Origin of the sequence: Kribbella sp. NPDC000426 (assembly GCF_040300265.1) — a bacterium.
Taxonomy (GTDB): domain Bacteria; phylum Actinomycetota; class Actinomycetes; order Propionibacteriales; family Kribbellaceae; genus Kribbella.
Map to the genome: position 1 here is coordinate 48,628 of NZ_JBEPDK010000007.1, position 20,719 is coordinate 69,346.

Annotated in this window: 27 protein-coding genes; 12 read left to right on the forward strand and 15 right to left on the reverse strand. The window is 69.1% G+C overall.

The window, feature by feature from the left end; all coding sequences use genetic code 11:
• Positions 1-7 precede the first annotated feature (7 nt).
• Positions 8-721, reverse strand: a complete 714-nt coding sequence (locus ABT313_RS31790; RefSeq protein WP_350861441.1) for a TetR/AcrR family transcriptional regulator — start codon at positions 719-721, stop codon at positions 8-10.
• Between the two features lie 140 nt (positions 722-861).
• Here ABT313_RS31790 and ABT313_RS31795 point away from each other — a divergent pair, with 140 nt between their 5' ends.
• Genes ABT313_RS31795 through ABT313_RS31805 form a run of 3 tightly spaced genes read left to right on the forward strand, consistent with a single transcriptional unit; the run spans position 862 to position 4,545 of the window.
• A complete protein-coding gene (locus ABT313_RS31795) occupies positions 862-1,287 on the forward strand; it encodes a DUF1707 domain-containing protein (RefSeq protein ID WP_350861443.1) in 426 nt (141 codons plus the stop codon).
• Positions 1,284-2,018: an ABC transporter ATP-binding protein gene (locus ABT313_RS31800; protein ID WP_350861445.1), complete on the forward strand. Its 735-nt coding sequence runs from the start codon at positions 1,284-1,286 to the stop codon at positions 2,016-2,018. The genes ABT313_RS31795 and ABT313_RS31800 overlap by 4 nt, the downstream gene beginning before the upstream one ends.
• Before the next feature lies 1 nt (position 2,019).
• The gene (locus ABT313_RS31805; protein ID WP_350861447.1) at positions 2,020-4,545 is read left to right on the forward strand and encodes an ABC transporter permease; all 2,526 of its coding nucleotides are present in this window, start codon (positions 2,020-2,022) and stop codon (positions 4,543-4,545) included.
• Positions 4,546-4,600: 55 nt separating this feature from the next.
• Here the strand turns inward: ABT313_RS31805 and ABT313_RS31810 are convergent, their stop codons facing one another.
• The gene (locus ABT313_RS31810; RefSeq protein ID WP_350861449.1) at positions 4,601-5,092 is read right to left on the reverse strand and encodes an SseB family protein; all 492 of its coding nucleotides are present in this window, start codon (positions 5,090-5,092) and stop codon (positions 4,601-4,603) included.
• Positions 5,093-5,180: 88 nt separating this feature from the next.
• Here ABT313_RS31810 and ABT313_RS31815 point away from each other — a divergent pair, with 88 nt between their 5' ends.
• Together ABT313_RS31815 and ABT313_RS31820 are read left to right on the forward strand one after the other, a co-directional pair.
• Positions 5,181-5,678, forward strand: a complete 498-nt coding sequence (locus ABT313_RS31815; protein WP_350861451.1) for a hypothetical protein — start codon at positions 5,181-5,183, stop codon at positions 5,676-5,678.
• Positions 5,665-6,336, forward strand: coding sequence for a uridine kinase family protein (locus ABT313_RS31820; RefSeq protein ID WP_350861453.1), 672 nt, complete (start codon positions 5,665-5,667; stop codon positions 6,334-6,336). Before ABT313_RS31815 ends, ABT313_RS31820 begins: the two co-directional genes overlap by 14 nt.
• Here the strand turns inward: ABT313_RS31820 and ABT313_RS31825 are convergent.
• The 4 genes from ABT313_RS31825 to ABT313_RS31840 are packed head-to-tail and all read right to left on the reverse strand — an operon-like array spanning position 6,290 to position 9,103.
• Positions 6,290-7,093, reverse strand: a complete 804-nt coding sequence (locus tag ABT313_RS31825) for a class I SAM-dependent methyltransferase (protein WP_350861455.1) — start codon at positions 7,091-7,093, stop codon at positions 6,290-6,292. The two genes, ABT313_RS31820 and ABT313_RS31825, sit on opposite strands and share 47 nt — an antisense overlap.
• Positions 7,090-7,530 (reverse strand): globin domain-containing protein, encoded by a 441-nt coding sequence (locus ABT313_RS31830; protein ID WP_350862443.1) that lies wholly within the window; start codon positions 7,528-7,530, stop codon positions 7,090-7,092. Before ABT313_RS31830 ends, ABT313_RS31825 begins: the two co-directional genes overlap by 4 nt.
• A gap of 5 nt (positions 7,531-7,535) precedes the next feature.
• A complete protein-coding gene (locus tag ABT313_RS31835; RefSeq protein ID WP_350861457.1) occupies positions 7,536-8,756 on the reverse strand; it encodes an RNA polymerase sigma factor in 1,221 nt (406 codons plus the stop codon).
• Between the two features lie 2 nt (positions 8,757-8,758).
• Positions 8,759-9,103: a YciI family protein gene (locus ABT313_RS31840; protein WP_350861459.1), complete on the reverse strand. Its 345-nt coding sequence runs from the start codon at positions 9,101-9,103 to the stop codon at positions 8,759-8,761.
• Positions 9,104-9,204: 101 nt separating this feature from the next.
• On the opposite strand from ABT313_RS31840, the gene ABT313_RS31845 reads away from it, so the two are divergent.
• Complete coding sequence (locus ABT313_RS31845; RefSeq protein ID WP_350861461.1) at positions 9,205-10,089, forward strand: aldose 1-epimerase family protein; 885 nt, start codon at positions 9,205-9,207, stop codon at positions 10,087-10,089.
• On the opposite strand, the gene ABT313_RS31850 is transcribed toward ABT313_RS31845, so the two are convergent.
• The 3 genes from ABT313_RS31850 to ABT313_RS31860 form a co-directional block, all read right to left on the reverse strand.
• On the reverse strand, positions 10,067-10,525 hold the full coding sequence (locus ABT313_RS31850; protein ID WP_350861463.1) for a PH domain-containing protein: 459 nt from the start codon (positions 10,523-10,525) through the stop codon (positions 10,067-10,069). The genes ABT313_RS31845 and ABT313_RS31850 overlap by 23 nt on opposite strands.
• Before the next feature lies 1 nt (position 10,526).
• Positions 10,527-11,375, reverse strand: a complete 849-nt coding sequence (gene hisG, locus ABT313_RS31855) for an ATP phosphoribosyltransferase (RefSeq protein ID WP_350861465.1) — start codon at positions 11,373-11,375, stop codon at positions 10,527-10,529.
• A 66-nt stretch (positions 11,376-11,441) separates the two neighbouring features.
• Complete coding sequence (locus ABT313_RS31860; RefSeq protein WP_130439463.1) at positions 11,442-11,705, reverse strand: phosphoribosyl-ATP diphosphatase; 264 nt, start codon at positions 11,703-11,705, stop codon at positions 11,442-11,444.
• Between the two features lie 94 nt (positions 11,706-11,799).
• Here ABT313_RS31860 and ABT313_RS31865 point away from each other — a divergent pair, with 94 nt between their 5' ends.
• On the forward strand, positions 11,800-12,204 hold the full coding sequence (locus tag ABT313_RS31865; RefSeq protein WP_350861468.1) for a VOC family protein: 405 nt from the start codon (positions 11,800-11,802) through the stop codon (positions 12,202-12,204).
• Here the strand turns inward: ABT313_RS31865 and ABT313_RS31870 are convergent.
• The gene (locus ABT313_RS31870) at positions 12,181-12,870 is read right to left on the reverse strand and encodes an MBL fold metallo-hydrolase (RefSeq protein WP_350861470.1); all 690 of its coding nucleotides are present in this window, start codon (positions 12,868-12,870) and stop codon (positions 12,181-12,183) included. The genes ABT313_RS31865 and ABT313_RS31870 overlap by 24 nt on opposite strands.
• Positions 12,871-12,888: 18 nt before the next feature.
• Between ABT313_RS31870 and ABT313_RS31875 the strand changes: the two genes are divergently transcribed.
• A complete protein-coding gene (locus tag ABT313_RS31875; protein ID WP_350861472.1) occupies positions 12,889-13,848 on the forward strand; it encodes a P1 family peptidase in 960 nt (319 codons plus the stop codon).
• On the opposite strand, the gene ABT313_RS31880 is transcribed toward ABT313_RS31875, so the two are convergent.
• Both ABT313_RS31880 and ABT313_RS31885 read right to left on the reverse strand, forming a co-directional pair.
• Complete coding sequence (locus ABT313_RS31880; protein WP_350861474.1) at positions 13,829-14,323, reverse strand: anthrone oxygenase family protein; 495 nt, start codon at positions 14,321-14,323, stop codon at positions 13,829-13,831. The two genes, ABT313_RS31875 and ABT313_RS31880, sit on opposite strands and share 20 nt — an antisense overlap.
• On the reverse strand, positions 14,323-14,961 hold the full coding sequence (locus tag ABT313_RS31885; protein WP_350861476.1) for an NAD(P)-dependent oxidoreductase: 639 nt from the start codon (positions 14,959-14,961) through the stop codon (positions 14,323-14,325). The genes ABT313_RS31880 and ABT313_RS31885 overlap by 1 nt, the downstream gene beginning before the upstream one ends.
• 64 nt (positions 14,962-15,025) lie before the next feature.
• Between ABT313_RS31885 and ABT313_RS31890 the strand changes: the two genes are divergently transcribed.
• A complete protein-coding gene (locus tag ABT313_RS31890; protein ID WP_350861478.1) occupies positions 15,026-15,508 on the forward strand; it encodes a MarR family transcriptional regulator in 483 nt (160 codons plus the stop codon).
• Here the strand turns inward: ABT313_RS31890 and ABT313_RS31895 are convergent.
• Entirely contained in the window at positions 15,499-16,464 is a 966-nt protein-coding gene (locus ABT313_RS31895; RefSeq protein ID WP_350861480.1) for a helix-turn-helix transcriptional regulator, read from the reverse strand. The genes ABT313_RS31890 and ABT313_RS31895 overlap by 10 nt on opposite strands.
• Before the next feature lie 63 nt (positions 16,465-16,527).
• Between ABT313_RS31895 and ABT313_RS31900 the strand changes: the two genes are divergently transcribed.
• From ABT313_RS31900 to ABT313_RS31910, 3 genes are all read left to right on the forward strand, one after another.
• On the forward strand, positions 16,528-17,487 hold the full coding sequence (locus ABT313_RS31900; protein ID WP_350861482.1) for a hypothetical protein: 960 nt from the start codon (positions 16,528-16,530) through the stop codon (positions 17,485-17,487).
• A gap of 22 nt (positions 17,488-17,509) precedes the next feature.
• Entirely contained in the window at positions 17,510-18,349 is an 840-nt protein-coding gene (locus ABT313_RS31905; RefSeq protein ID WP_350861484.1) for a helix-turn-helix domain-containing protein, read from the forward strand.
• Between the two features lie 65 nt (positions 18,350-18,414).
• A complete protein-coding gene (locus ABT313_RS31910) occupies positions 18,415-18,996 on the forward strand; it encodes a dihydrofolate reductase family protein (RefSeq protein ID WP_350861486.1) in 582 nt (193 codons plus the stop codon).
• Here the strand turns inward: ABT313_RS31910 and ribH are convergent.
• Together ribH and ABT313_RS31920 are read right to left on the reverse strand one after the other, a co-directional pair.
• Positions 18,993-19,466 carry a 6,7-dimethyl-8-ribityllumazine synthase gene (gene ribH / locus ABT313_RS31915; protein WP_350861488.1) on the reverse strand — a complete coding sequence of 158 codons (474 nt, stop codon included), beginning with the start codon at positions 19,464-19,466 and terminating at the stop codon, positions 18,993-18,995. The genes ABT313_RS31910 and ribH overlap by 4 nt on opposite strands.
• On the reverse strand, positions 19,466-20,719 hold the full coding sequence (locus tag ABT313_RS31920) for a bifunctional 3,4-dihydroxy-2-butanone-4-phosphate synthase/GTP cyclohydrolase II (protein ID WP_350861490.1): 1,254 nt from the start codon (positions 20,717-20,719) through the stop codon (positions 19,466-19,468). The genes ribH and ABT313_RS31920 overlap by 1 nt, the downstream gene beginning before the upstream one ends.

Consider the following 20,719-nt stretch of genomic DNA (forward strand, 5'->3'; position numbering starts at 1 on the left):
CCGGGCGTTAGCGCTTCGCGATCAGTACGTCGATCCCGTCGAGGATCCGTGCCAGGCCGAAGTCGAGGTCGTCGTCCAGGCCGTCCTCGTACTCCTGGTTGAGGTACACCGATGTCAGCGTCTGGTAGCCGCCCTCGATCAACCGCGGCACCAGGAACTGCCCGACCTGCTCCGCCTGCACCGGCGCGTCCACGCTCGAGTCGAGCTGCCGGGCCAACGACGCGTAGTTGCGTACGTATCCGCTCAGCAGCACCAGACAGCCGAGGTTGTCGTGCTGGCTGAGCCCTGTCTCGGACAGCGCCGTCAGCATCGCCTCCACCCAGCGCAGCTGGTTCGGCGTCACCGGGGCGCCGCGGATCGGCACGTCGAGCAGCCACGGCCGCTCGGCGTACATCTGGACCTGGGCGTTCACCCAGGCGATCGCCGCCGGGCGCCACCCTTCCGGCAGCTCGGGCGGCAGGCCGACCGCCTTGTCGTGCACGAGCACGATCAGCTCTTCCTTGGACCGGACGTAGCGGTACATCGCGTTCGTGGTGACGCCGAGGTGCGCCGCGATCCGCTGCAGCGAGATCGCCTCGAACCCGTCCCGGTCGCCGAACTCGATGCCGGTCGCGACGATCTGCTCGATCGACAGCGCCGGCTTCGGCCCGCGCCGCTGCACCGGCAGCACACCCCAGGACAGGGCGAGCCCGGGCGGCAGTTCCCCGCGGTCCTCGGTCATGGTTCCCATCCTGACGTACGCCGGCCGGGGTGTGACAGGGGTGTTAGCACCACCCTCGAAACGGGTGCTGAGCAGCGGGCGGACAAAACTGTGCAACCCCTACGCTTTTTCACATCCGAACTCCCCGAAAGGACCCGATGATGCACACGATGCTCGACCCCCTGCTGACCCCCGACCAGGTCCGGCTCACCGACGCCGACCGCCGCGCCGCGGTCGCCAAGCTCGACAGCGCCGTACGCCAGGCCGCCCTCGCCCCGTCGGACGCCGGCGACAGGCAGCTGCGGCTGCTGACAGCCGAGACTCGCGGCGAACTCCGCCACATCATGGCCGGGGTCGCCGACGCGGCTCCGCCCCGCGGGCTGACCACCGCGCTGCGCGCGTTCAGCGGTGTCTGGCTGGTGACCTGCGTGGTGCAGTTCGTGATCTGGGTGGCGCTGGCGATGTTCGGCCATTTCGACGGGCCGTGGTGGCTCTGGTCGGATCTCGGTCTCGGCGCGGTCGTCGCGATCCTCTGGTGGACGAACGAGTCGTACCACCGCAAGTCCGACGTACTGGTCGTGTCGTGACTGTCCAGCTGACCGACGTCCGCAAGGTGTACGGCACCGGGCCTGGCGCTGTCGAGGCGCTGGCCGGTGTCACCTACGGCTTCGAGGCCGGGACATTCACCGCGGTGATGGGGCCGTCCGGTTCCGGCAAGAGCACGTTGTTGCACTGTGCGGCCGGGCTCGACGTCCCGACCGCTGGCGATGTCTCGTTGGCCGGGCGGTCGCTGCGAGGTCTCGACGAGACTGCACTAACGGAGCTACGTCGCTCGGCCGTTGCCTTTGTTTTCCAGTCGTTCAATCTGATGCCGGCGCTGACCGTGCGGCAGAACGTCGTACTGCCGCTGACGCTGGCCGGGAAGTCGCCGGACGCCGCGTGGGTAACCGAGGTGATCCGGCGGGTCGGGCTCGAAGCGCGGATGAAGCACCGGCCGAGCGAGTTGTCCGGCGGTCAGCAGCAGCGGGTCGCGATCGCGCGGGCACTGGCCGGGCGTACTGCGGTCACGTTCGCGGACGAGCCGACCGGGGCGCTGGACACGACCACTGCGCTCGAGGTGCTGACGCTGCTCCGCGACCAGTCCCGCGAACTCGGTCAGACCACGGTGATGGTCACCCACGATCCGGTCGCGGCGTCGTACGCCGACCGCGTGGTCTTCCTCGTCGACGGCCGGATCGTCACCGAAACCACCCACCCCACCGCCGAGGCCGTCGCCGCGGAACTCGCCCAGCTGAGCCGCTCACCCAGGGAGAACTGACATGTTCCGCCTCGCCGCCACCACCCTGCGCTACCGCACCGCCGCCTTCCTCGCGATCTTCGTCGCAGTCCTCCTCGGCGGCGCCCTCCTCGCCGCCGCCGGCGGCCTCCTCGAAACCGCCCTCCGCCTCAACGCCCCACCCCAACACCTCGCCGCCGCCCCCATAGTCGTAGCCGGCGACCCCGCCTACCACCCACCCAACGGCAGCGGCTCAGCCCCCTTCCCCGAACGCCACCGCGTAGACACCACACTCCTCACCAAACTCGCAACCACCCCCGGAGTCGCCAAAGCAATCCCCACCCGCTCCTTCCCAGCCACGGTAATCACACCCACCGACCCAACAGCCCCCAAGCCCACCACCGGTGTGGGCGCTGGTGGGCAGGATGCTGACGGGGGCCATACCAAACCGTTTGGTATGGAGATGGTGGGGCGTGGTTGGTCGGCGGCGGCGTTGACGCCGTATGCGTTGACCAGCGGGAGGGCTCCGCGTGCCGGAGAGGTTGTGCTTGACCAGCGGTTGGTGGGGGTGGCTGCGGCTGGCGACCGAGTGACGGTGGTTGTGGGTGGGGAGCCGCGGAGGTTTGTGCTGGCGGGGATTGCGGCGGCTCAGCGGCAAGTTGACGTGCCGGCGGTGTTCTTCGCGGACGCGGATGTGCCGGCCGGGGTGGATGCGATCGGCGTGTTCCCGGCGGACGGTACGTCGGCGCGCGAGTTGGCCAAGCGGCTCGAGCTGCCGGCGGGCGTCAAGGCGTACACCGGCGACGATCGCGGTGTCGCCGAGTTCCAAGGGATTGCGACGAGTCTGCCTCTGATCATCATGTCCGGCGTCTTCGGTGGGATGGTGGCTGTGGTGATGGCGCTCGTGGTGTCGGCGACGATCGGACTGTCGGTTCGCCAGCGGCGTCGTGAGCTCGCGTTGCTGCGGGCAAGCGGTGCGACCCCGCGACAGGTCGGCAAGATGGTGATCGCCGAGACGATGGTCGTCGGCGTACTCGGGCTCGTCCTCGGCCTCCTCGGCGGACGGTTCACCGGCAACTGGATCTTCGGCCTGCTCGCCGACGGCGGGATCGTGCCCACCCAGCTCCGGTACGACCAGGGCCCGCTCCCGTTCGCCGGCGCAGCCCTCCTCACGTTCGCAGTACTGCGGATCACCGTCGGATTCGCCGCCGGCCGCGCCGCCCGGATCCGCCCGATCCAGGCCCTCGCGGAAGCCGCCGTACCGAACGTCGCCCTCAGCCGCATCCGCGTCATCATCGGCCTGATCTTCGCCGGCGCCACGGTGGCGATCGCAGTGTCCACCCCGTTCATGGGTCCGACCAACGCAGCCGCGATCGGCGGCCCGGCCGGTCTGACCGGTTCGATCGCAGTCGCGATCCTGGCCCCGCTCGTGATCCAGCGAGCCCTCGTCCCCCGCATCACCCGCCTCGTCGAGAAGCGCGGTACGAGTGGAGTCCTCGCGGTCATCAACCTCCGCGTCCGCGCGGTCCAGTTCGGCGCGATCCTGATCCCGATCACGATCGCCACAGCGATTGCCGTAGGCAACATCTACTCCCAGACCACGCAACAGAAGGCAGCCGTCGAAGCCTTCACCAGCAACCTGGCCGGCGACGTCGTCATCACCGGCGGCATCCCCGCCTCCCTCACCAAGGCCGCCGCCGAACTCCCCGCCGTCACCACATCGTCCGAACTCGTCCGCAGCAAGGGCTGGATCGAGCAGCCGTACGACGCCGCCCACACCAGCGACGCCTGGCCCCTCCTCGGCCTGAGCGGCCCCATCTACAAGGACAAAGTCACGAAGGGCTCCCTCAACGACCTCACCGGCAACACCATCGCCCTGCCCCCGGGTACGGCGAAGAAGCTCAAGGTCGACGTCGGCTCGGAGATCGGACTGCGCCTGGGCGACGACGCTCTCGTCAAGGTCAAGGTCGTCGCCCTCGCCGAAGGTCCCTCCGGCTACCAATCCCTCCTACTCCCGGCACAGCTGCTGGCCGCCCACACCACAACCGGCCTGCCGAGCCAGCTGGTCCTCAAGACCACCGACAAGCTCCACCTCGACCTGTCGAAATGGCCCGGTACGACGATGGGCGGCCGCGAGTTGCTCGCCGACGGACTGGACACCGGGCTCGGCGTCGACGCCTGGATCGGGTACCTGCTGGCTGCGATCGCGGTCGCCTACACCGCGATCGCCTCGGTCAACACGATCGCAGTCGCCGTACTCGACCGGCGCCGCGAGTTCGGCCTCCAGCGCCTGACCGGATCGACCCGCCGCGAGGTCGCACGCATGCTCGGTCTCGAGGGTCTGCTGATCGCGGCGCTCGGGCTCGTCAGCGGGCTGGTCACAGCAGCGTTCACCGTGCTCCCGATCGCGATGGCGACCCGAGGCTGGCCGATCCCGTCCGGCCCGGTCTGGGTCCTCGCCGCGTGGATCGCGGTCGTCCTCCTGCTGGTACTGCCGACCACGGCGATCACCGGTCGCATCGCGATGCGCGCCAAGCCGATGGACGCGCTCAACTCACCGGTCGGCTGAGGTTTCCGGAAAGAATCCGGCGCTGGGTGACTGTTTCCTTCCGGAAAGCGGAGGCTCAGCGGCCGGGCTCGATCCACGCGTAGCTGCCGTCCTCCAGGCGGATGACCTGGAGGCCGGCGGCCAAGCGGCGTACGTCGTCGGTCTCGATCACGCCCGCGGCCGGGCCGGCGATGTCCAGCACGATCGCCGCCGCGCCCTCCTGGATCGCCGCCGTCGCGACCAGCTGCGCCTGGGCCGGCATCGGCCGCGCCTCCGGGCTCCAGCGGCCCAGACTCTCGGTGCCGGTGAACGCGAGCAGCGCGTTCCGCCCGTCCTGGCCCTGGAGCAGCGCGACGGCCATGTCCGAGGTCTTGTCGTGCGCGAGCCCGTTCTCGTCGTACTCGACCTCGCCGAGCATCGCCACCACCGGCACGAGCAGCCGCGCCTTGGTCAGCGCCGCGAGCACAGCCCCGTCGTCACCCGCCGCGAGCGCACCCGCCAGCGCGGGATCCGCCGTCCCGTCGTCGTTGTCGAACCCGGTGAAGGCCAGCCGCCGCTCTGGTTGCATGCCGACATTGTCCCCGGAGGTCTCTTTCAGGGGTGGGTCAGGGCTCTTCCCCTCTTGGTTCCGGCGGTGACTGTGCGAGCCTGGGTATGTGCCTGATTTCAACGATTTGACGCTGCTGCCGTTCTGCGTAGGCCTCACGCTGCTCGGTCTGATCGGCTCGTGGTTCGCCTGGCGGCGACGCGGGGTGGCAGCCGGCACCCGCGGCGTGGCCTGGTCCCTGCTGCCGGTCTCGCTGTACCTGACCGGTCTGCTGGAGCTGGTCTGGGACGTGGTCCGCTCGACGGTGAGCTGGGTCACGCACCTGATCTTCTCGCCGACCGTGTGGGCCGGGGTCGCGCTGTTCGGCGTCTCGGTGGTGCTCTACGTCGTCTCGGGTGTGGCCCGGGGCCGCGGTGGGAACCAGAAGGCACAGAAAGCCGAGAAGAAACCCGCCTCGCCCGCGGGTGAGCTGACCGCCACAGGCCCCGCGCCTGCGTCGGCCACCACCGCCAAAGCTGCCAAGCCGTCAAAGGGGAAGGCGAAGCAGCAGGATTCGTCGGAGTTCGACGAGATCGAGGACATCCTGAAGCGCCATGGAATCAACTGACAAAGCCGCTGACCACGGCTCGCCCCTGACCATCGATTCGCTGCTCGACAACGTCCAGGCCGGCTCGCCTCAACTGGGCCGGACCCGACTGATCGGCATCGACGGCCCCGCCGGTTCCGGCAAGACCACCGTCGCCGCCCACCTGCAGGCCCGGGCCGAGGCCCGCGACCTCAACACCTACGTCATCCACATGGACGACCTGTACGACGGCTGGACCGGGGCCGAGCGTGGATTCGGTCTGCTCCGTGACCACGTGCTGCAACGGCTGGCCGACGGGCGCGAGGGCCGCTACCGCCGGTACGACTGGTACGTCGGCGCGTACGCCGAGCTGCACGTCGTACCGAACACGGTGGATCTGCTCATCGTCGAAGGTGTCACCGCCTGCGACCGGGACGCCGGCCACTGGCAGTCGTTGCGGCTCTGGGTCGAGACGTCGAACGAGGTCCGCCTGGAGCGCGGTATCGAACGCGACGGCGAGGCTCTCCGCGACCACTGGCTGGAGTGGATGCGCTGGGAGCGCGACCATTTCGCCGAGCAGGCCACCCGTTCGCGCGCTCACGTGATCATCGACGGCGATCCGGACATCCCGTTCGACCCGGCTCTGGAGCTGGTCACGAAGTCGGTGGCGCTGCCTCCGCACGACTCGGCGGCTTCCTAGCGCTGATCAGCCGCGCCTGCGGATGGTGGACCCACTCCCCTGCGGGCGCCTTCGCCAAGTACTTCGCCCTCAGCTCCGCGATGTATTCGTCACCACGCGCCAACGCGGTAGCACGCAGCGGGCCGGAACGGTCGGCCGCATCGAAGTACGCCGCAGCGCTGGGATGCACCATCCGGTACGAGACGAGCTCGTCCCGCTCGATCACCGCACCGTCGAGCGCCGGCACCAGCGCGTCCTCCCACGAACGGTCGCGCCGCCCGTCCATCACCTCGTCCAACAGCGCGAACGGACCCGTCTCCTCGGCGAACTCAGGCCAGTAGACGACACAAAGCCGCCCACCCGGCCGAAGCGCGTCGTACCAGGACCGGATCGCGGCAGCCGGATCAGGCAACTGCTGCAACCCGAAAACCGAAACCACCGCAGCCGCCGCCCACCCCGGATCAACCGCCGCAGCATCCCCCTGAACCACCTCCACAACCGAATCCCCACCGACACCGGCAGCGCGGAGGGTGGCGAGGCGGACCATCTCGGCCGACAGGTCGATGCCTACGATCCGGCGGTCGGGGAAGCGGGGTGCGAGCAGTTCTAGTTCGGGGAAGGTTCCGCAGCAGGGAACCAGGACCGTACCAAACGGTATGGTATGGACGGCGTCGACGGCGACCTCGACCCACGGCGCGAAGCGGGGTACGAAGTACTGCTCGTAGCCCTCGGCTGCCTCGTCCCAGCTGCGGGCGAGCCTCGCGAGGCGGTCCGTCACGTCTGCAGACCGTCCCAGGACCAGCGCGGGATCGTCAGGTCGTCGGCGATGTCGGCGGTGTTGTGGCGGTACATCGTGGTGAACGTCGCCCAGGCGAAGTAGTCGTGCAGCACCTGCCGGAGCTTCGGATCGGTCAGCCCGGTGTCGGTCATCGCCTCGTCGAAGCGCTCGATCGCGCGCCGGTTCATCTCGTCGTGCTCGCCGTTCCCGCTGTGCCGCCGCTCGACGTACGCCTCGTCGCCGTACACCCCGGTGTAGCCTTCCGGCCCGCCGAGCGCCTCGGCCCAGTACGCCGCCAGCCGTTCGATGTGATCCGGCTCGACCTCACCGTGGAACGCATGGCTGACGACCTCGTCGGCCATCACCCGCTCGTGCCAGGCCCGCGCCAGCCGGAGCATGCCTTCGGACCCACCCGCCGCTTCGTAAACGGTCTCCATGTCGCTCAAGTCTGCTCCATCGACGCAATCCGGTCACGTGCATGCGCCCGCTCCGGTTCGGACCCGGCCAGCTGAACAGCACGCTCGTACGCCGCGGTTGCCTCGGGCAAACGTCCCAGCCGGTGCAGCAGATCGGCCCGGGCCAGCGCGAACGGGTGGTAGTCCCGCAGCCGCGGCTCGTCGGCCAACTCGTCCAGAAGCGCCAGCCCGGCCTCCGCACCGTCGCGCATCGCGATCGCGGCAGCCCGGTTGAGCGCCACGACCGGCGACGGCTCGAGCTCCAGCAGTACGTCGTACAGCGCGACGATCTGCGCCCAATCGGTATCCGCGAAATCGGCCGCCTCGTCGTGCAACGCAGCGATCGCGGCCTGTACGCCGTAAGGCCCGGCGCCCCCGGTGAGCGCAGCGACGACCAGGTCGCGGCCCTCGGCGATCAGCTCGTGGTCCCACCTGCAACGGTCCTGATCCTCGAGCAGCACCAGCGAGCCGTCCGGACCGCTCCGGGCGTCGCGGCGAGCGTGGACGAGCAGCATCAACGCGAGCAGGCCCGTCACCTCGCGCTCGTCCGGGAGCAACCGATGCAGGATCCGCGCCAGCCGGATCGCTTCCTCGGCGAGGTCGAGCCGCTGCAGGTACGGCCCCGAACTCGCGGCATACCCCTCGGTGAACACCGAGTAGACAACCTGCAGTACACCGGGCAGCCGCTCCGGCAACTCCCCCGGACCGGGCACCCGGAACGGGATCCGCGCATCCCGGATCTTCTGCTTCGCCCGCACGATCCGCTTCGCCATCGTCGCGGTCGGCACGAGGAACGCCCGCGCGACCTCAGGCGTGGTCAGACCGGCCAGGCACCGCAACGTCAGCGCACCGCGGTCCTCAGCCGCGAGCGCGGGGTGAGCGCACGTGAAGAACAGCTGCAACCGTTCGTCCGGCAACTCGTCCCCGGTCGATTGCGGCGCGGCCCGGTCCATGTCGACCTGCAGTACGGCGAGCTTCGCGGCGTACACCTGATCACGCCGAAGCCGGTCGACCGCCTTCCGCCGCGCGGTCGTCATCAGCCAACCACCCGGATTCGGCGGTACGCCGTCGACCGGCCACCGCACCAGCGCCGCCTCGATCGCCTCCGAGGTGACCTCCTCGGCCAGGTCGAGGTCCCCGAACCGCCGGGCGAGCGCGGCCAGCAGTCGGCCGCGCTCCTCCCGGAAGACCGCCTCGACCTGGTCCATCCTCAGAACTCCGCGACCGGCCGGACCACGACCGAGCCGCCGGCCCGCGACCCCGGGCACTTCGCGGCCCAGTCGAGCGCGACATCCAGATCCGGTACGTCGATCACGTAGAACCCGCCCAGTACCTCGCGGGTCTCCGCGAACGGACCGTCCGTCACGGTCCGCTTGCCGTCTCCTGCGACCTGAACCCGGGTCGCCGTGACCAGGTCGGCGAGCGACTCGGACGCGACCACGACCCCGGAGTCGGTGATCTCCTTGTCGAACCGCATCCAGTCCTCCGGCTCGCACCCGACCGGCGCGTTCTCCGTGTCGAGCTCACCGGCGTTGATCAGCAGCATGTACTTCATCAGAACCTCCCGTTTCACCGTATCTACAGCATCACCACGAACGGGGTCGCCCCCGATGGACACCGCCTGTCGTTAGCGCCGGTATGGGCGAGGATGGGGGCATGAGTGTGTTGCCATCTGGGGAGCAATGGACTGTTCGCGGCGGCGGGTACGAGGCGACGGTCGTGAGTGTCGGCGGCGGATTGCGGGGGCTGACGTACGACGGCCGCCCGGTCCTGCTCGGGTACGGCGAGGACGAGGCGGCGCATGCGGGTATCGGACAGCACCTGTTCCCGTGGCCCAACCGCATCACCGACGGGAAGTACACGTTCGAGGGCGCCGAGCAGCAGCTGTATCTGACCGAGCCGGCCCGCTCTAACGCGATCCACGGCCTGACCCGCTGGGCCAACTGGCTCCGCGTGGACGACGGCTCGGACCAGGCTGCGCTTGCCGTCGGCCACCGCCTCCACGGCCAACCCGGCTACCCGCACCAGTTGGACCTGCGCCTGGACTACCGCCTGACCGACCACCTGACCGTCACCGCGACGGCCACCAACATCGGTGCCACCGCCGCGCCCTACGGCTACGGAGCACATCCGTATCTGAGCGTCGGACGTCCCATCGACGAGTGCGTACTCGAGTTCACCGCCGCCGACCGCCTGGAAGTGTCCGCGGATCGCATGCAGCCGGTCGGACTTACGCCGGTGGCTGGCTCGGAGTACGACTTCCAAGGCGGCCGACTGATCGGGGCGACCTCGATCGACAACGCGTTCACCGGGCTGGACGGCACCTGGACGGTCTCGCTGACGGATCCCGACACCGGCGCGCGGTCGGCGCTGACCAGCGACACGCCCTGGATGCAGCTGTTCACCGGCGAAGCGGTCGGGCGTACGGCGCTTGCCGTCGAGCCGATGACCTGTCCGCCGGACGCGTTCGTCACCGGTCAGGACCTGGTCGTCCTGAAACCCGGCGAGTCCCACACAACTAGCTTTGAGGTGGCCGTTTAGCGCCGGCGCCGTGGTCGCGAGCCACCGCCGCGAGTTCCTTCGCGGCGCGGCTCGCCCGGGCACCCTCCGCGGCCTGGACCGCGAGGATGCCGATCCGGTTGCCGTCGGCATCGAACAGCTGCAGCCACGCGTCCCCCGGCCGGAACCGCAGGCCGCTGATCTCCGCCCAGGTCAGCATGTACGTCTTGAACACGTTCCGCACCCGGAGCCCGTCGGCGTACGCCGTCACCCGCAGTGTCGTCATCCGGTACAGGATCCAGAACACCGCGCCGAAGAACGCGATCAAAGTGAGCCGCTGGAACCAGCTGAACGAGTCCTTGGCGTCCGCCGGCAGCCGGATCCAGATCACCGCGAACACCGCGAGCAGCGACAGGCCCATCACGCCCGCCATCGCCGCGAGGATCCGCGGGTGGAAGGTGAAGAGCCTGTCGCTCATGTCAGATCCGGCAGGCGTGGATGTCTGTGGTGAGGATGGCACGGGCGCCCACCTCCCACAGCTGGTCCATCAGGCGCTGCGCTTCCGCGCGCTGCACCATCACCCGGACGGCGACCCAGCCCTGCTTGTGCAGCGGGGAGATCGTCGGCGACTCCAGGCCGGGCGCGACCGAGGTGGCCGCGTCGACGTCCTCGGCGCGGATGTCGTAGTCCATCATCACGTAGTTCCGCGCGATCAGGACGCCTTCGAGCCGGCGTACCAGCTGGTGCATGCCGTTCGGCGTGATCTCGACGCCGTGCCGCTTGATCAGCACGGCCTCGGACTTCAGGATCGGCTCGCCGAACACCTCGAGTCCGGCCTGGCGCAGCGTCGTACCGGTCTCCACCACATCGGCGATGACGTCGGCGACACCGAGCTGGACGGCCGACTCGACCGCGCCGTCCAGGCGGACGACGGACGCCTCGACGCCGTTCTCGGCCAGGTGGTCCTGGAGCACGCCGGCGTACGACGTGGCGATCCGCTTGCCGGCCAGGTCCTTGATCGAGTCCGCGATCCCGGGCCGCCCGGCGAACCGGAACGTGGAGGATCCGAACCCGAGGCCCATGATCACATCGGCGTCGGCGTGGGAGTCGAGCACGAGGTCGCGGCCGGAGATGCCGACGTCGAGGGTGCCCTCCCCGACGTACACCGCGATGTCCCGCGGGCGGAGGTAGTAGAACTCGACCTCGTTGGCCGAGTCGGTGAGCGTGAGGTCCTTGGTGGTCCGGCGCTGCTTGTAGCCGGCTTCGACGAGCATCTCGGTGGCGGCCTCGCTCAGCGAGCCCTTGTTCGGTACTGCGACGCGCAGCATGGCGACTGCCCTTTCTGGGGTATGAACCGTTGGGGGTGTGAACCGGTGATCTGTGGGAGGGGGCTCCTACAGATGTCGGTACACGTCCTCGAGGTCCAGGCCGAGGGCATGCATCATCACCTGAGCGTGGTAGATGAGCTGTGACAGCTCCTCCGCGGCCCGCTCCTTGCCCTCGTACTCCGCTGCCATCCATGACTCGGCGGCCTCTTCGACCAGCTTCTTGCCGATCGCGTGCACGCCGGCATCCAGCGCCGCCACGGTCCCGGAACCCTCCGGCCGCGTCGCCGCCTTCTCGCCCAGCTCGGCAAACAGCTCCTCAAAACTCTTCATCGCGCGCCCAGCCTACGGGGTCCGGCCGGTACCCACCGCCCCCAGGTCCGCCGATCGGACCCCGGTATGGCCCGCCGATGGGTTTACTGGAGCCATGGACGGATTCGCGCAGATCTCCGTGATGCTCGCTGTGGAAGACGCGCCGGCGGCCGCGTCCTGGTACGCCGAGGCGCTCGGGGCGGTCGAGCTCTGGAACCTCGGCAGTGTGATCGGGCTGAGCGTGAACGGCGCCCCGGTCTTCCTCGGCGAGCCGGGGAACAACATCTGGAAGACGCCCGCGGAGACCGGCGCTCCGACGGTCCGGGTCGAGATGTTCGTGGACGATCCGGACGGTTTCGTGCAGCGGGCCGTCGACGCCGGCGCCGATGGGAGCTTCGACCCGGTCCGCGACCACGAGGTGCCGTGGGGAACGCACCGGCAGGGGTCGTTCCTGGATCCGTTCGGGCATTTGTGGTTCGTCGGCGACCGGTCCCCGCTAGGACCCGGCGAGCGCGGCTGATCTCGTCCGCGGCGCGGAGTGGGCGTCGACGTACCAGTCGTGCTGCTCGGACAGGAGCTGTTTGACCATCGCGTAGTCGATCGTGTCGTCGGGCGCGCGGAGGTGGTACGGCGGCGGGTAGAACGCGTCGCCGAGCAGGGCCACGCCGTCCGCGACGACGATGAGCGAGTCCGGGGCGTGGTTTCCGCCGACGTGACGCAGTACGACGTCGGTCGGGAGCGTGCGGGTGGCGTCGAAGGTCTCGTCGGGCAGGACGATCCGGAAGTCGGACCAGTCGGGTACGGCGAGGGCGCGGGCGCGGAAGCTCGGGCCGAGTTTGGGGTTGGCCTCGACCTCGTCGCGGAGGTAGCGATGGCTCCACGGTCGTTGTGCTTCGGCGGTGAGGATCGGGACAGCTGACTCGTGGGCGACGACGGTGACGTCGTTCCAGGCGGCGGCGCCCCAGGTGTGGTCCCAGTGGTGGTGCGTGTAGACGAGCCACTTCGGCGCGGGCAGTCCGGCAGTTTCTATCGCTGCCTGGATCGCTCGGGCGTGATCCGGGCTGTTGCCCGCGTCGACCAGGACTGATCCGTTGTTGTCTGCGATGACGGCGACGGACGGGCGGATGGCGTCGGGATCGGGGTCGTGCGGGTAGATCCAGACCCGGCCGGCGAGGTGCTCGAGCATGTGGCCGACGATAGCCGTATGCAGAATCCCCGGAGAGTCCGCGACCTCGGCGTCGTCGTCGGCACCCTGCCCACCGGTCCGCTCAACGCGATCACCGACGTACCCGGGGTCCGCGTCGGGCAGACCACGCTCACCGGTGACGGCCTGAACACCGGCGTCACCGCGATCGTGCCCGACGGGTACGCCGAGACGCTTCCGGCGGCTGTTGCTGTCGGCAATGGGTACGGCAAGCTCATCGGTACGACGCAGGTCGACGAGCTCGGCGTGATCGAGACCCCGATCCTGCTGACCGGCACGCTCAGCACGTTCCGCGTCGCCGACGCCCTGCTCACCTGGCTCCTCGACCGCAACCCGCGCGCCACGAGCCTCAATCCCATCGTCGGCGAAACCAACGACGCCTACCTCTCCGACATCCGCCGTCGCCCCATCACGCCGGACCACGTCCACGCCGCCCTGGACTCGGCCTCCCCCGGCCTCCCCCTAGAAGGCTGCGAAGGCGCCGGCACCGGCACCACCGCCCTCGGCTTCAAAGCCGGCATAGGTACGTCGTCCCGCACCTTACCGTCGGGCACGGTGGGAGTGATCGTGCAGTCGAACTTCTCGGGCCTGCTGACTGTGCTCGGTCGACCGGTTCCTGCGACGCCTCTGGATGCGGACGGGAACAGCTGCATGATCGTGGTTGCCACGGATCTGCCGCTTGACGCCAGGCAGTTGGGGCGACTGGCCCGGCGGGCGGTGTTTGCGATGGGGCGGGTCGGGTCGGACTTCGCGCCGGGCAGCGGCGACTACGCGATCGCCTTCACGACCAACCGCACCCCGGGGTACGCCGACGCCGACCTGCGCGGCCCGTTCCAGGCCGTCACGGAATCGGTCGAGGAAGCGCTCCTCAACTCTCTCACCATGGCCCGAACCACCACAGGCCACCGCGACCACACCGCCCACGCCGTACCCCACGACCTCATCCGCGCGCTGACATAGCCAGCCGCTGACTACGACCTCGCACGGTCGCGCCGACCTGACTTGCCGCGATCAGCAGACCGAAGGCGAGTACGGCGGCTACCGTGCGGATCGCGTGTGCGACCTGCCAGCGGTCGCGGACATCCGCCCAGTCGGACGGCGGGCTCTGCACCGACCACGCGGTCTGGTCGGAGTTGATCGGCAGGTTGATCGCGAATGTCGTCGCGAAAACGACCACCAGCAAGGCGATCGCGACCAGCACCACCCGTCGATCGTTGCCCCGAGCCCGGATCGCCAGCAGCACGGTCGTGACCATTGCCGGAATCAACGTTGCCGAGGCCAACTTGTCCAGCGAGTCCAGTTCCACCAGCCGCGTCTGCACGTAGACCGCCGCATCGAACCCGCGCAACGAGTTCTCGAGCACCAGCACGCAGACGAGAAATCCCGCGAACACCCCGCTGAACAACAAGCTCGCCGACCGCACCAGCCGCGTCATCAGTACGCCACCCCGACCGGCTGGTCGATCGTCGCCGGGTCGTCGAGCACCGCGAGCATCAGCTGCGCGACGTCGGCCCGCGAGATCAAGTACCCCTTGGTGACCGTGCCGCCGACGACCGTTCGGTACTTACCGGTGAGCGCCTTGTTGCTGAGTTTCGGCGGCCGCACGATCGTCCACTCCGCGGCACTGCTCATGATCGCCGCCTCCATCAGCCGCAGATCCGCGTACACGTCGGCCGCGAACGCGTTGATCATCGGGTACACCACCCGGCGGTTCAGGAAGCTCTCGTCCGCGGGGACCGGCCCGAGCGGCGCGGCGCTGACCGCGACGAACCGCCGCACCCCGGCCGCTTCCATTGCCGTCAGCATCGATCGCGTACTCCTGGACGCGACCGGCCCGTCCTTGCGTCCGCGCGCGCCCACCCCGGACACGACCGCCGCGCTCCCGTCGAGCGCCTCGCGCAGCGGCTCCGCGGCATCCAGACCCGCCACCCGGACCACCTCGAGGGACGGATGCGCCACCTCGAACGCCGACGACTTCCGCACCACCGCGGTCACCTTGTGCCCCGCATCGAGCGCCTGCCGTACGACGTGACCGCCGATCCCGCCCGTCGCGCCGAACACCGTGATCCTCATCCCGCGTCTCCTTGCGCTATCGTGAATCTGATCTGTAACTCATATAATACGGGAATCATAATATATGGAACAGACAGAACCGAGTGACGCACGCCACCACCGGCGCACCGGCAACGAGATCAAGGCCGCGCTCCGCGACCTGCGGATCCAGCTCGCCCTGCTGAACCACCAGGTCGGCGGCAAGCTGGCGCTGAAGGACGTCGACCTGGACTGCCTCGACGTGCTCGCCCGCAGCGGGCCGCTGACGCCGAGCGCACTCGCCCGGCAGGCGGGGCTGCACCCGGCGACTCTGACCGGCATCCTCGACCGGCTCGAGAAGGCCGGCTGGATCGCCCGCGACCGCGCGCGGGCGGACCGGCGCAGCGTCACGATCCGCGTGCTGCCGGATCGCGGGATGGAGGTGTTCCGGCTGTACCAGCCGATGATCGGCGCGATGGACGACGTACTCGCGGAGTACAGCGAGCCGGAGCTCGAACTGATCGCCGATTTCCTGCGCCGTAGCACCGAGGCCGGTCAGCGGGCCAACGGGGAGTTGGCTCAGGAGTAGAGGTCGTGGAGCGCGCGGCCGAGGTCGGCGAGCTCGCTTCGCAGTTCGGCGGGCTCGAGCACCTCGACCGCGGCGCCGAACCGGCTCAGCGAGGCTGCCGCGTTGGCGACCGACTCGATCGGGATCGTCACCACGACGCTGCCGTCGGGCTCCGGATCGGCGGCCGCGACCGCCTTGACCAAGCTCGGGAACGAGACGTCATACATCCTCGCGGCCAGTCGCGCGGAGACCCGTACGACGGCGCGGTCGGTGTACCGGACGCGATCGAAGCCTGTGAGGTGGTCCTGCCAGAACTGGGTCAAGTTGAAGTCGGGGTCCCGCTCGAAACAGTCCTCGGTCGGGGTCAGCTCGAGGATGTTGGAGACGCGGTACGTGCGCAGGCCTCGGGGCGTCGCGGCAACGACGTACCAGCTGCCGTTCTTCAGGACGAGGCCGTGCGGCTCGAGGAGGCGCTCGACCTCGCGGGGTTCCTCCCAGCGGCGGTACAGGACCTTGATCCGGCGATCGTGGAGGACCGCGTCGGCGACGGCCGAGAGATGCGGTGAGTCCTCGGCGTCCTGGTACCAGGCCGGCAGGTCGAGGTGGAAGCGGTTCTTGAGCCGGCCCGCACGGTCGCGTTGATCGGGTGCGAGAGCAGCAAGGAGTTTGAGCTCGGCCGCGCTGGTCTCCGCGGTGAGCCCGAGCGCCGCGGCCGCCCCCGGCATGCCGACGAGGAACAGCGCGGCCGCTTCTTGCTCGGTCAGGCCGGTCAGCTTGGTCCGGTACCCCTCGACCAGTCGATAGCCGCCCGCGCGCCCCTGATCGGCGTACACCGGAACGCCGGCCGCCGCGAGCGCCTCGACGTCGCGGTAGATCGTGCGCAGCGACACCTCGAGCTCGTCGGCGAGCTCACGCGCCGTCAGCTGCCGGCGCGTCTGCAGCAACAGCAGGATCGACAACAGCCGGCTCGAACGCATGCTGTTCAGGTTAGCCGCGAACACTGCCATGGACTGTCAGGTATGGCCGGGAGGCTTGGCTGCATGACGACATGGAACAAGGTCACCGGCGACTTCGACTTCCTGAACGGGTACTTCGACGTCCATCACCGCACGCTGAAACAAGCCTTCGCCGACTGCGACGAGTGGCTCGAGTACGACGGGACCACCACCGCCCACACGTACTTCGACGGACAGATCAGCATCGACGAGATGCGCTTCCCGACCAAGGGGTCGTACGGGTTGTCGCTGCGGGTGTTCGACCCGGTCGCCAAGCAGTGGAGCATCTGGTGGGTCAACAGCACGACGATGAAGCTGTATCCGCCGGTTCACGGCAGCTGGTCGGCGGACGGTACCTCGTGCCGGCTCGTCGGTGAGGACTCGCTGGACGGGTTCCCGATCCTGTGCAGCTACGAGTGGTCGGACATCACCGAGAAGACGGCGCACTGGGAACAGGCGTACTCCAGCGACGGCGGCAAGACCTGGGAGACCAACTGGATCATGGACTTCACCCGGCGCTCCGATCCCCCGCCGGCGCTCGACGTACCGAAGGTCACCGACGACTTCGACTTCCTGGTCGGGCGGTGGTCGTTCCACAACCTCCGGCGCCGGCCGGTGCTGGGCGAGCCGTTCGAGTGGCACGAGTTCGACGCCGAACTGGAGGCCACGACGTACTTCGACGGGGCGATCAGCGTCGACGAAGGCTGGTACCCGACCGAGGGCTTCCGGGGTGCGACATTCCGGCTGTACGACCCGACGTCGCGCACATGGGCGATCCACTGGATCAACAGTGAACGCGGCCACCTTGAGACTCCCGTCATCGGCTCGTTCACCGCCGACACCGGCACCTTCGAAGGCCCCGACGACCTGAACGGCCAACCGATCGACGTCCGCTTCCTCTGGACCCGGGGCACCGACAAAGCTTCCTGGGAACAGTCCTTCTCCACCGACGGCGGCAAGTCGTGGACTGCCAACTGGCACATGAACCACACCCGGATCGGCTGATCGGGTCTGCGATGCTGTCGGTGTGGAGTATGTGTCCCGGGTGCCGCGGTGGCCGCTGGGTGGGCTGGTTGACGACCTCTACTACCTCGAGGGTGTGCCGCCGTACGCCCGGCTGATGCTGCCGCCGATGCCGGCGGCGTTGCTGATCGTCAACCTCGGGGCGCCGTTCCAGATCCGCGGCGGCGCCGACCGCGAGCTGGCCGAGTACGCCGACGGCTGCGTGATCAGCATGCCTACGCGTGCATTCGAGTTCGGCTACCCGGTCCCGACCCGGTCCGTCGGCGTGCACTTGAAGCCGTGGGGACTGGCGCCGTTCCTGCCGATGCCCGCGGCTGAGCTGTGTGACCGGCCGGTGACGATCGAGCAGGTCTGGGGCCGGGCCGCCGTTGCTGAGCTGCGAGACCGGCTGGCGACGGCGGACGGACCGGACGAGATGCTCACGCTGCTCGAAGACGAGCTGATGCGCCGGCTGTGCGAGACAGCCGGCCTGGGGCTGGTACGCAGTACGAGCAGTCTCCTCGACGCGACCAGCGGAGCGGCGGCGATCGGCGACCTGAGTTCGGCGGCCGGTGTCAGCAGCACTCAGCTGACGAAGCGGTTCAAGGAGGTCATCGGCGTCACGCCGAAGCGGCTGGCCCGCACCTACCGCTTCACCGCCACGGTGTTCGCGATCGACCCGGCCGGACCGATCGACTGGGGCGACCTCGCCGGTGGCGCGGGCTATTTCGACCAGGCGCACTTCGGCCACGAGTTCCGGGCGTTCACCGGGTTCACACCGACCCGGTACGTCGAAGTCCGGCGCCGGTTCCTGCGCGAACATCCGGGCCACGTGCTGGACGGCTGGCCACTGCCGGCCGATTGATTTCTTACAAGAGCAACTGCCCACAACACGCTAATTTTGGGCATCCCGAAGCAGAGGAGCGCCTGGTGGGCAAGGTAGTCATGTACAGCTCGGTGTCGGTGGACGGCTTCGTCGCGGACAAGAACGACCAGCCCGGACCGCTGTTCGACTGGCTGACGAGCGGTGACGTGCCGTTGGACGAGAGCGGCGTACTGAAGGTGTCGCAGACTTCCCACGACTACACCCGGGCGTACTGGGACCAGATCGGGGTGACGATCGCCGGCCGCCACGTCTTCGACATGACGGACGGCTGGGACGGGCAGCCGCCCGCCGGGGTCGATCACGCCGTCGTCGTGACGCACCGACCGGCGCCCGAGGGCTGGGACCCCGGGGCGCCGTTCCACTTCGTCGACGGCGTCGAAGCAGCTATGGCCAAGGCACAGGAGCTCGCGGGTGACCGCCTGGTCGAGGTGGCCGCCGGCGACGTCGGCGGCCAGCTGCTTGCCGCCGGCCTGGTCGACGAGGTGCGCATGGACGTCGTACCCGTCGTGTTCGGGTCGGGCAAACGGTACTTCGGGTCAGTCGACGCCCAGCACCTGTTGGAGGACCCTGACGTGATTCAGGGCAACCGGGTGCTTCACCTGCGCTATCAGGTGCGTAAGGCCTAGCTCAGTTGGCGGACGGCAGCGAGGGTGGAGAGGGCTGCCTGGGTTGCTTCGTAGCCCTTGTCCTCGCGGCTGTCCGGGAGACCGGCCCGGTCCAGGGCCTGGGGGTCGTTGTCGCAGGTAAGGACGCCGAACCCGACGGGGACGCCGGTGGAGACGCCGACCTGCATGAGGCCCTCGGTGGCTGCCTGGCAGACGTACTCGAAGTGCGGAGTGTCGCCGCGGATCACCACGCCGAGCGCGACCACCGCGTCGTACCCGGACTTTGCCGCATGCAACGAAGCCACCGGAAGCTCGAACGAACCGGGCACGCGGATGACGGTGTAGTCGCTCACCCCGGAGTCCTCGAGCGCGCGGACGGCGCCGGCCAGCAGACCGTCAGTGACCTTCGGGTGCCATTGCGCCGCGACGATCGCGACGCGGGCGCCGTCGACCCGCGGGGCTTCGATGGTTGGTGCTCCACTGCCCGACATCAGCCGGCTCCGTTCTCTTCCGTGCGAATCTCTTGGGTAAGTACGCCGCCGGGCAGGTGATGCCCCATCCGGTCGCGCTTGGTCCGCAGGTACCGCAGGTTGTGCTCGGTCGGGTCGATCGAGATGCCGCGACGCTCTACGACGTCGATGCCGTAGCCCTGGACCCCGGCGAGCTTGTCCGGATTGTTCGTGAGCAGCCGGACCTCCTTGACGCCGAGATCGGCCAGGATCTGCGCACCGGTGCCGTAGTCGCGAGCGTCGGCGGGCAGCCCGAGATCGAGGTTCGCGTCGACCGTGTCCCGGCCGGCGTCCTGCAGTTCGTACGCCTGCAGCTTGTGCAGCAGCCCGATCCCGCGCCCCTCATGGCCGCGCAGGTACACCACCACGCCGCCCTCGGCCGCGACCTGCCGCATCGCCTCGTCCAGCTGCGGCCCACAGTCGCACCGCAGCGACCCGAACACATCCCCGGTCAGACACTCCGAGTGCAAGCGCACCAGAGTCGGACCATCGCCGATCGAGCCGCGCACCAACGCCAGCTGCTCCGACCCGTCCACCGTGTTCCGGTAGCCGTGGGCAACGAAATCGCCGTACTGCGTGGGCAGCGTCGTGGTCGCGACCCGTTCGATCTGGGACTCCGTACGACGCCGGTACCGGATCAGGTCGTCGATCGACACCAGCACCAGCCCGTGCTCGTCGGCGAACGCCCGCAGCTCCGGACCGCGCTTCATCGTCCCGTCGTCGTTCACCATCTCGGAGATCACGGCTGCCGGCGTCAGCCCGGCAAGCCGCGCCAGGTCGATCGACGCCTCGGTGTGACCGGGCCGCACGAGTACGCCGCCCTCCCGGCCGCGCAACGGGAAGACATGCCCCGGCTGGACCAGGTCGTACGACTCCGAGGCCGAATCCGTCAGTACCCGGATCGTCCGCGCGCGATCAGCCGCCGAGATACCGGTGCTGATCCCGTCCCGCGCATCGACCGAGATCGTGTACGCCGTCCGCATCCGCTCGCGGTTGTGCGGCGTCATCAACGGGATCCCGAGCCGGTCGAGCTCCGAACCCTCCATCGGCACGCACACCACGCCGGAGCTGTACCGGATCAGGAACGCCAGCAGCTCCGGCGTCGCCTTGGACGCGGCGAAGATCAGGTCGCCCTCGTTCTCGCGGTCCTCGTCGTCGACCACGATCACCGGCCGCCCGGCGCGGATCTCGTCGATCGCGTGCTCGATCGTGTCGAGCTTCAGCACGTCACCCAT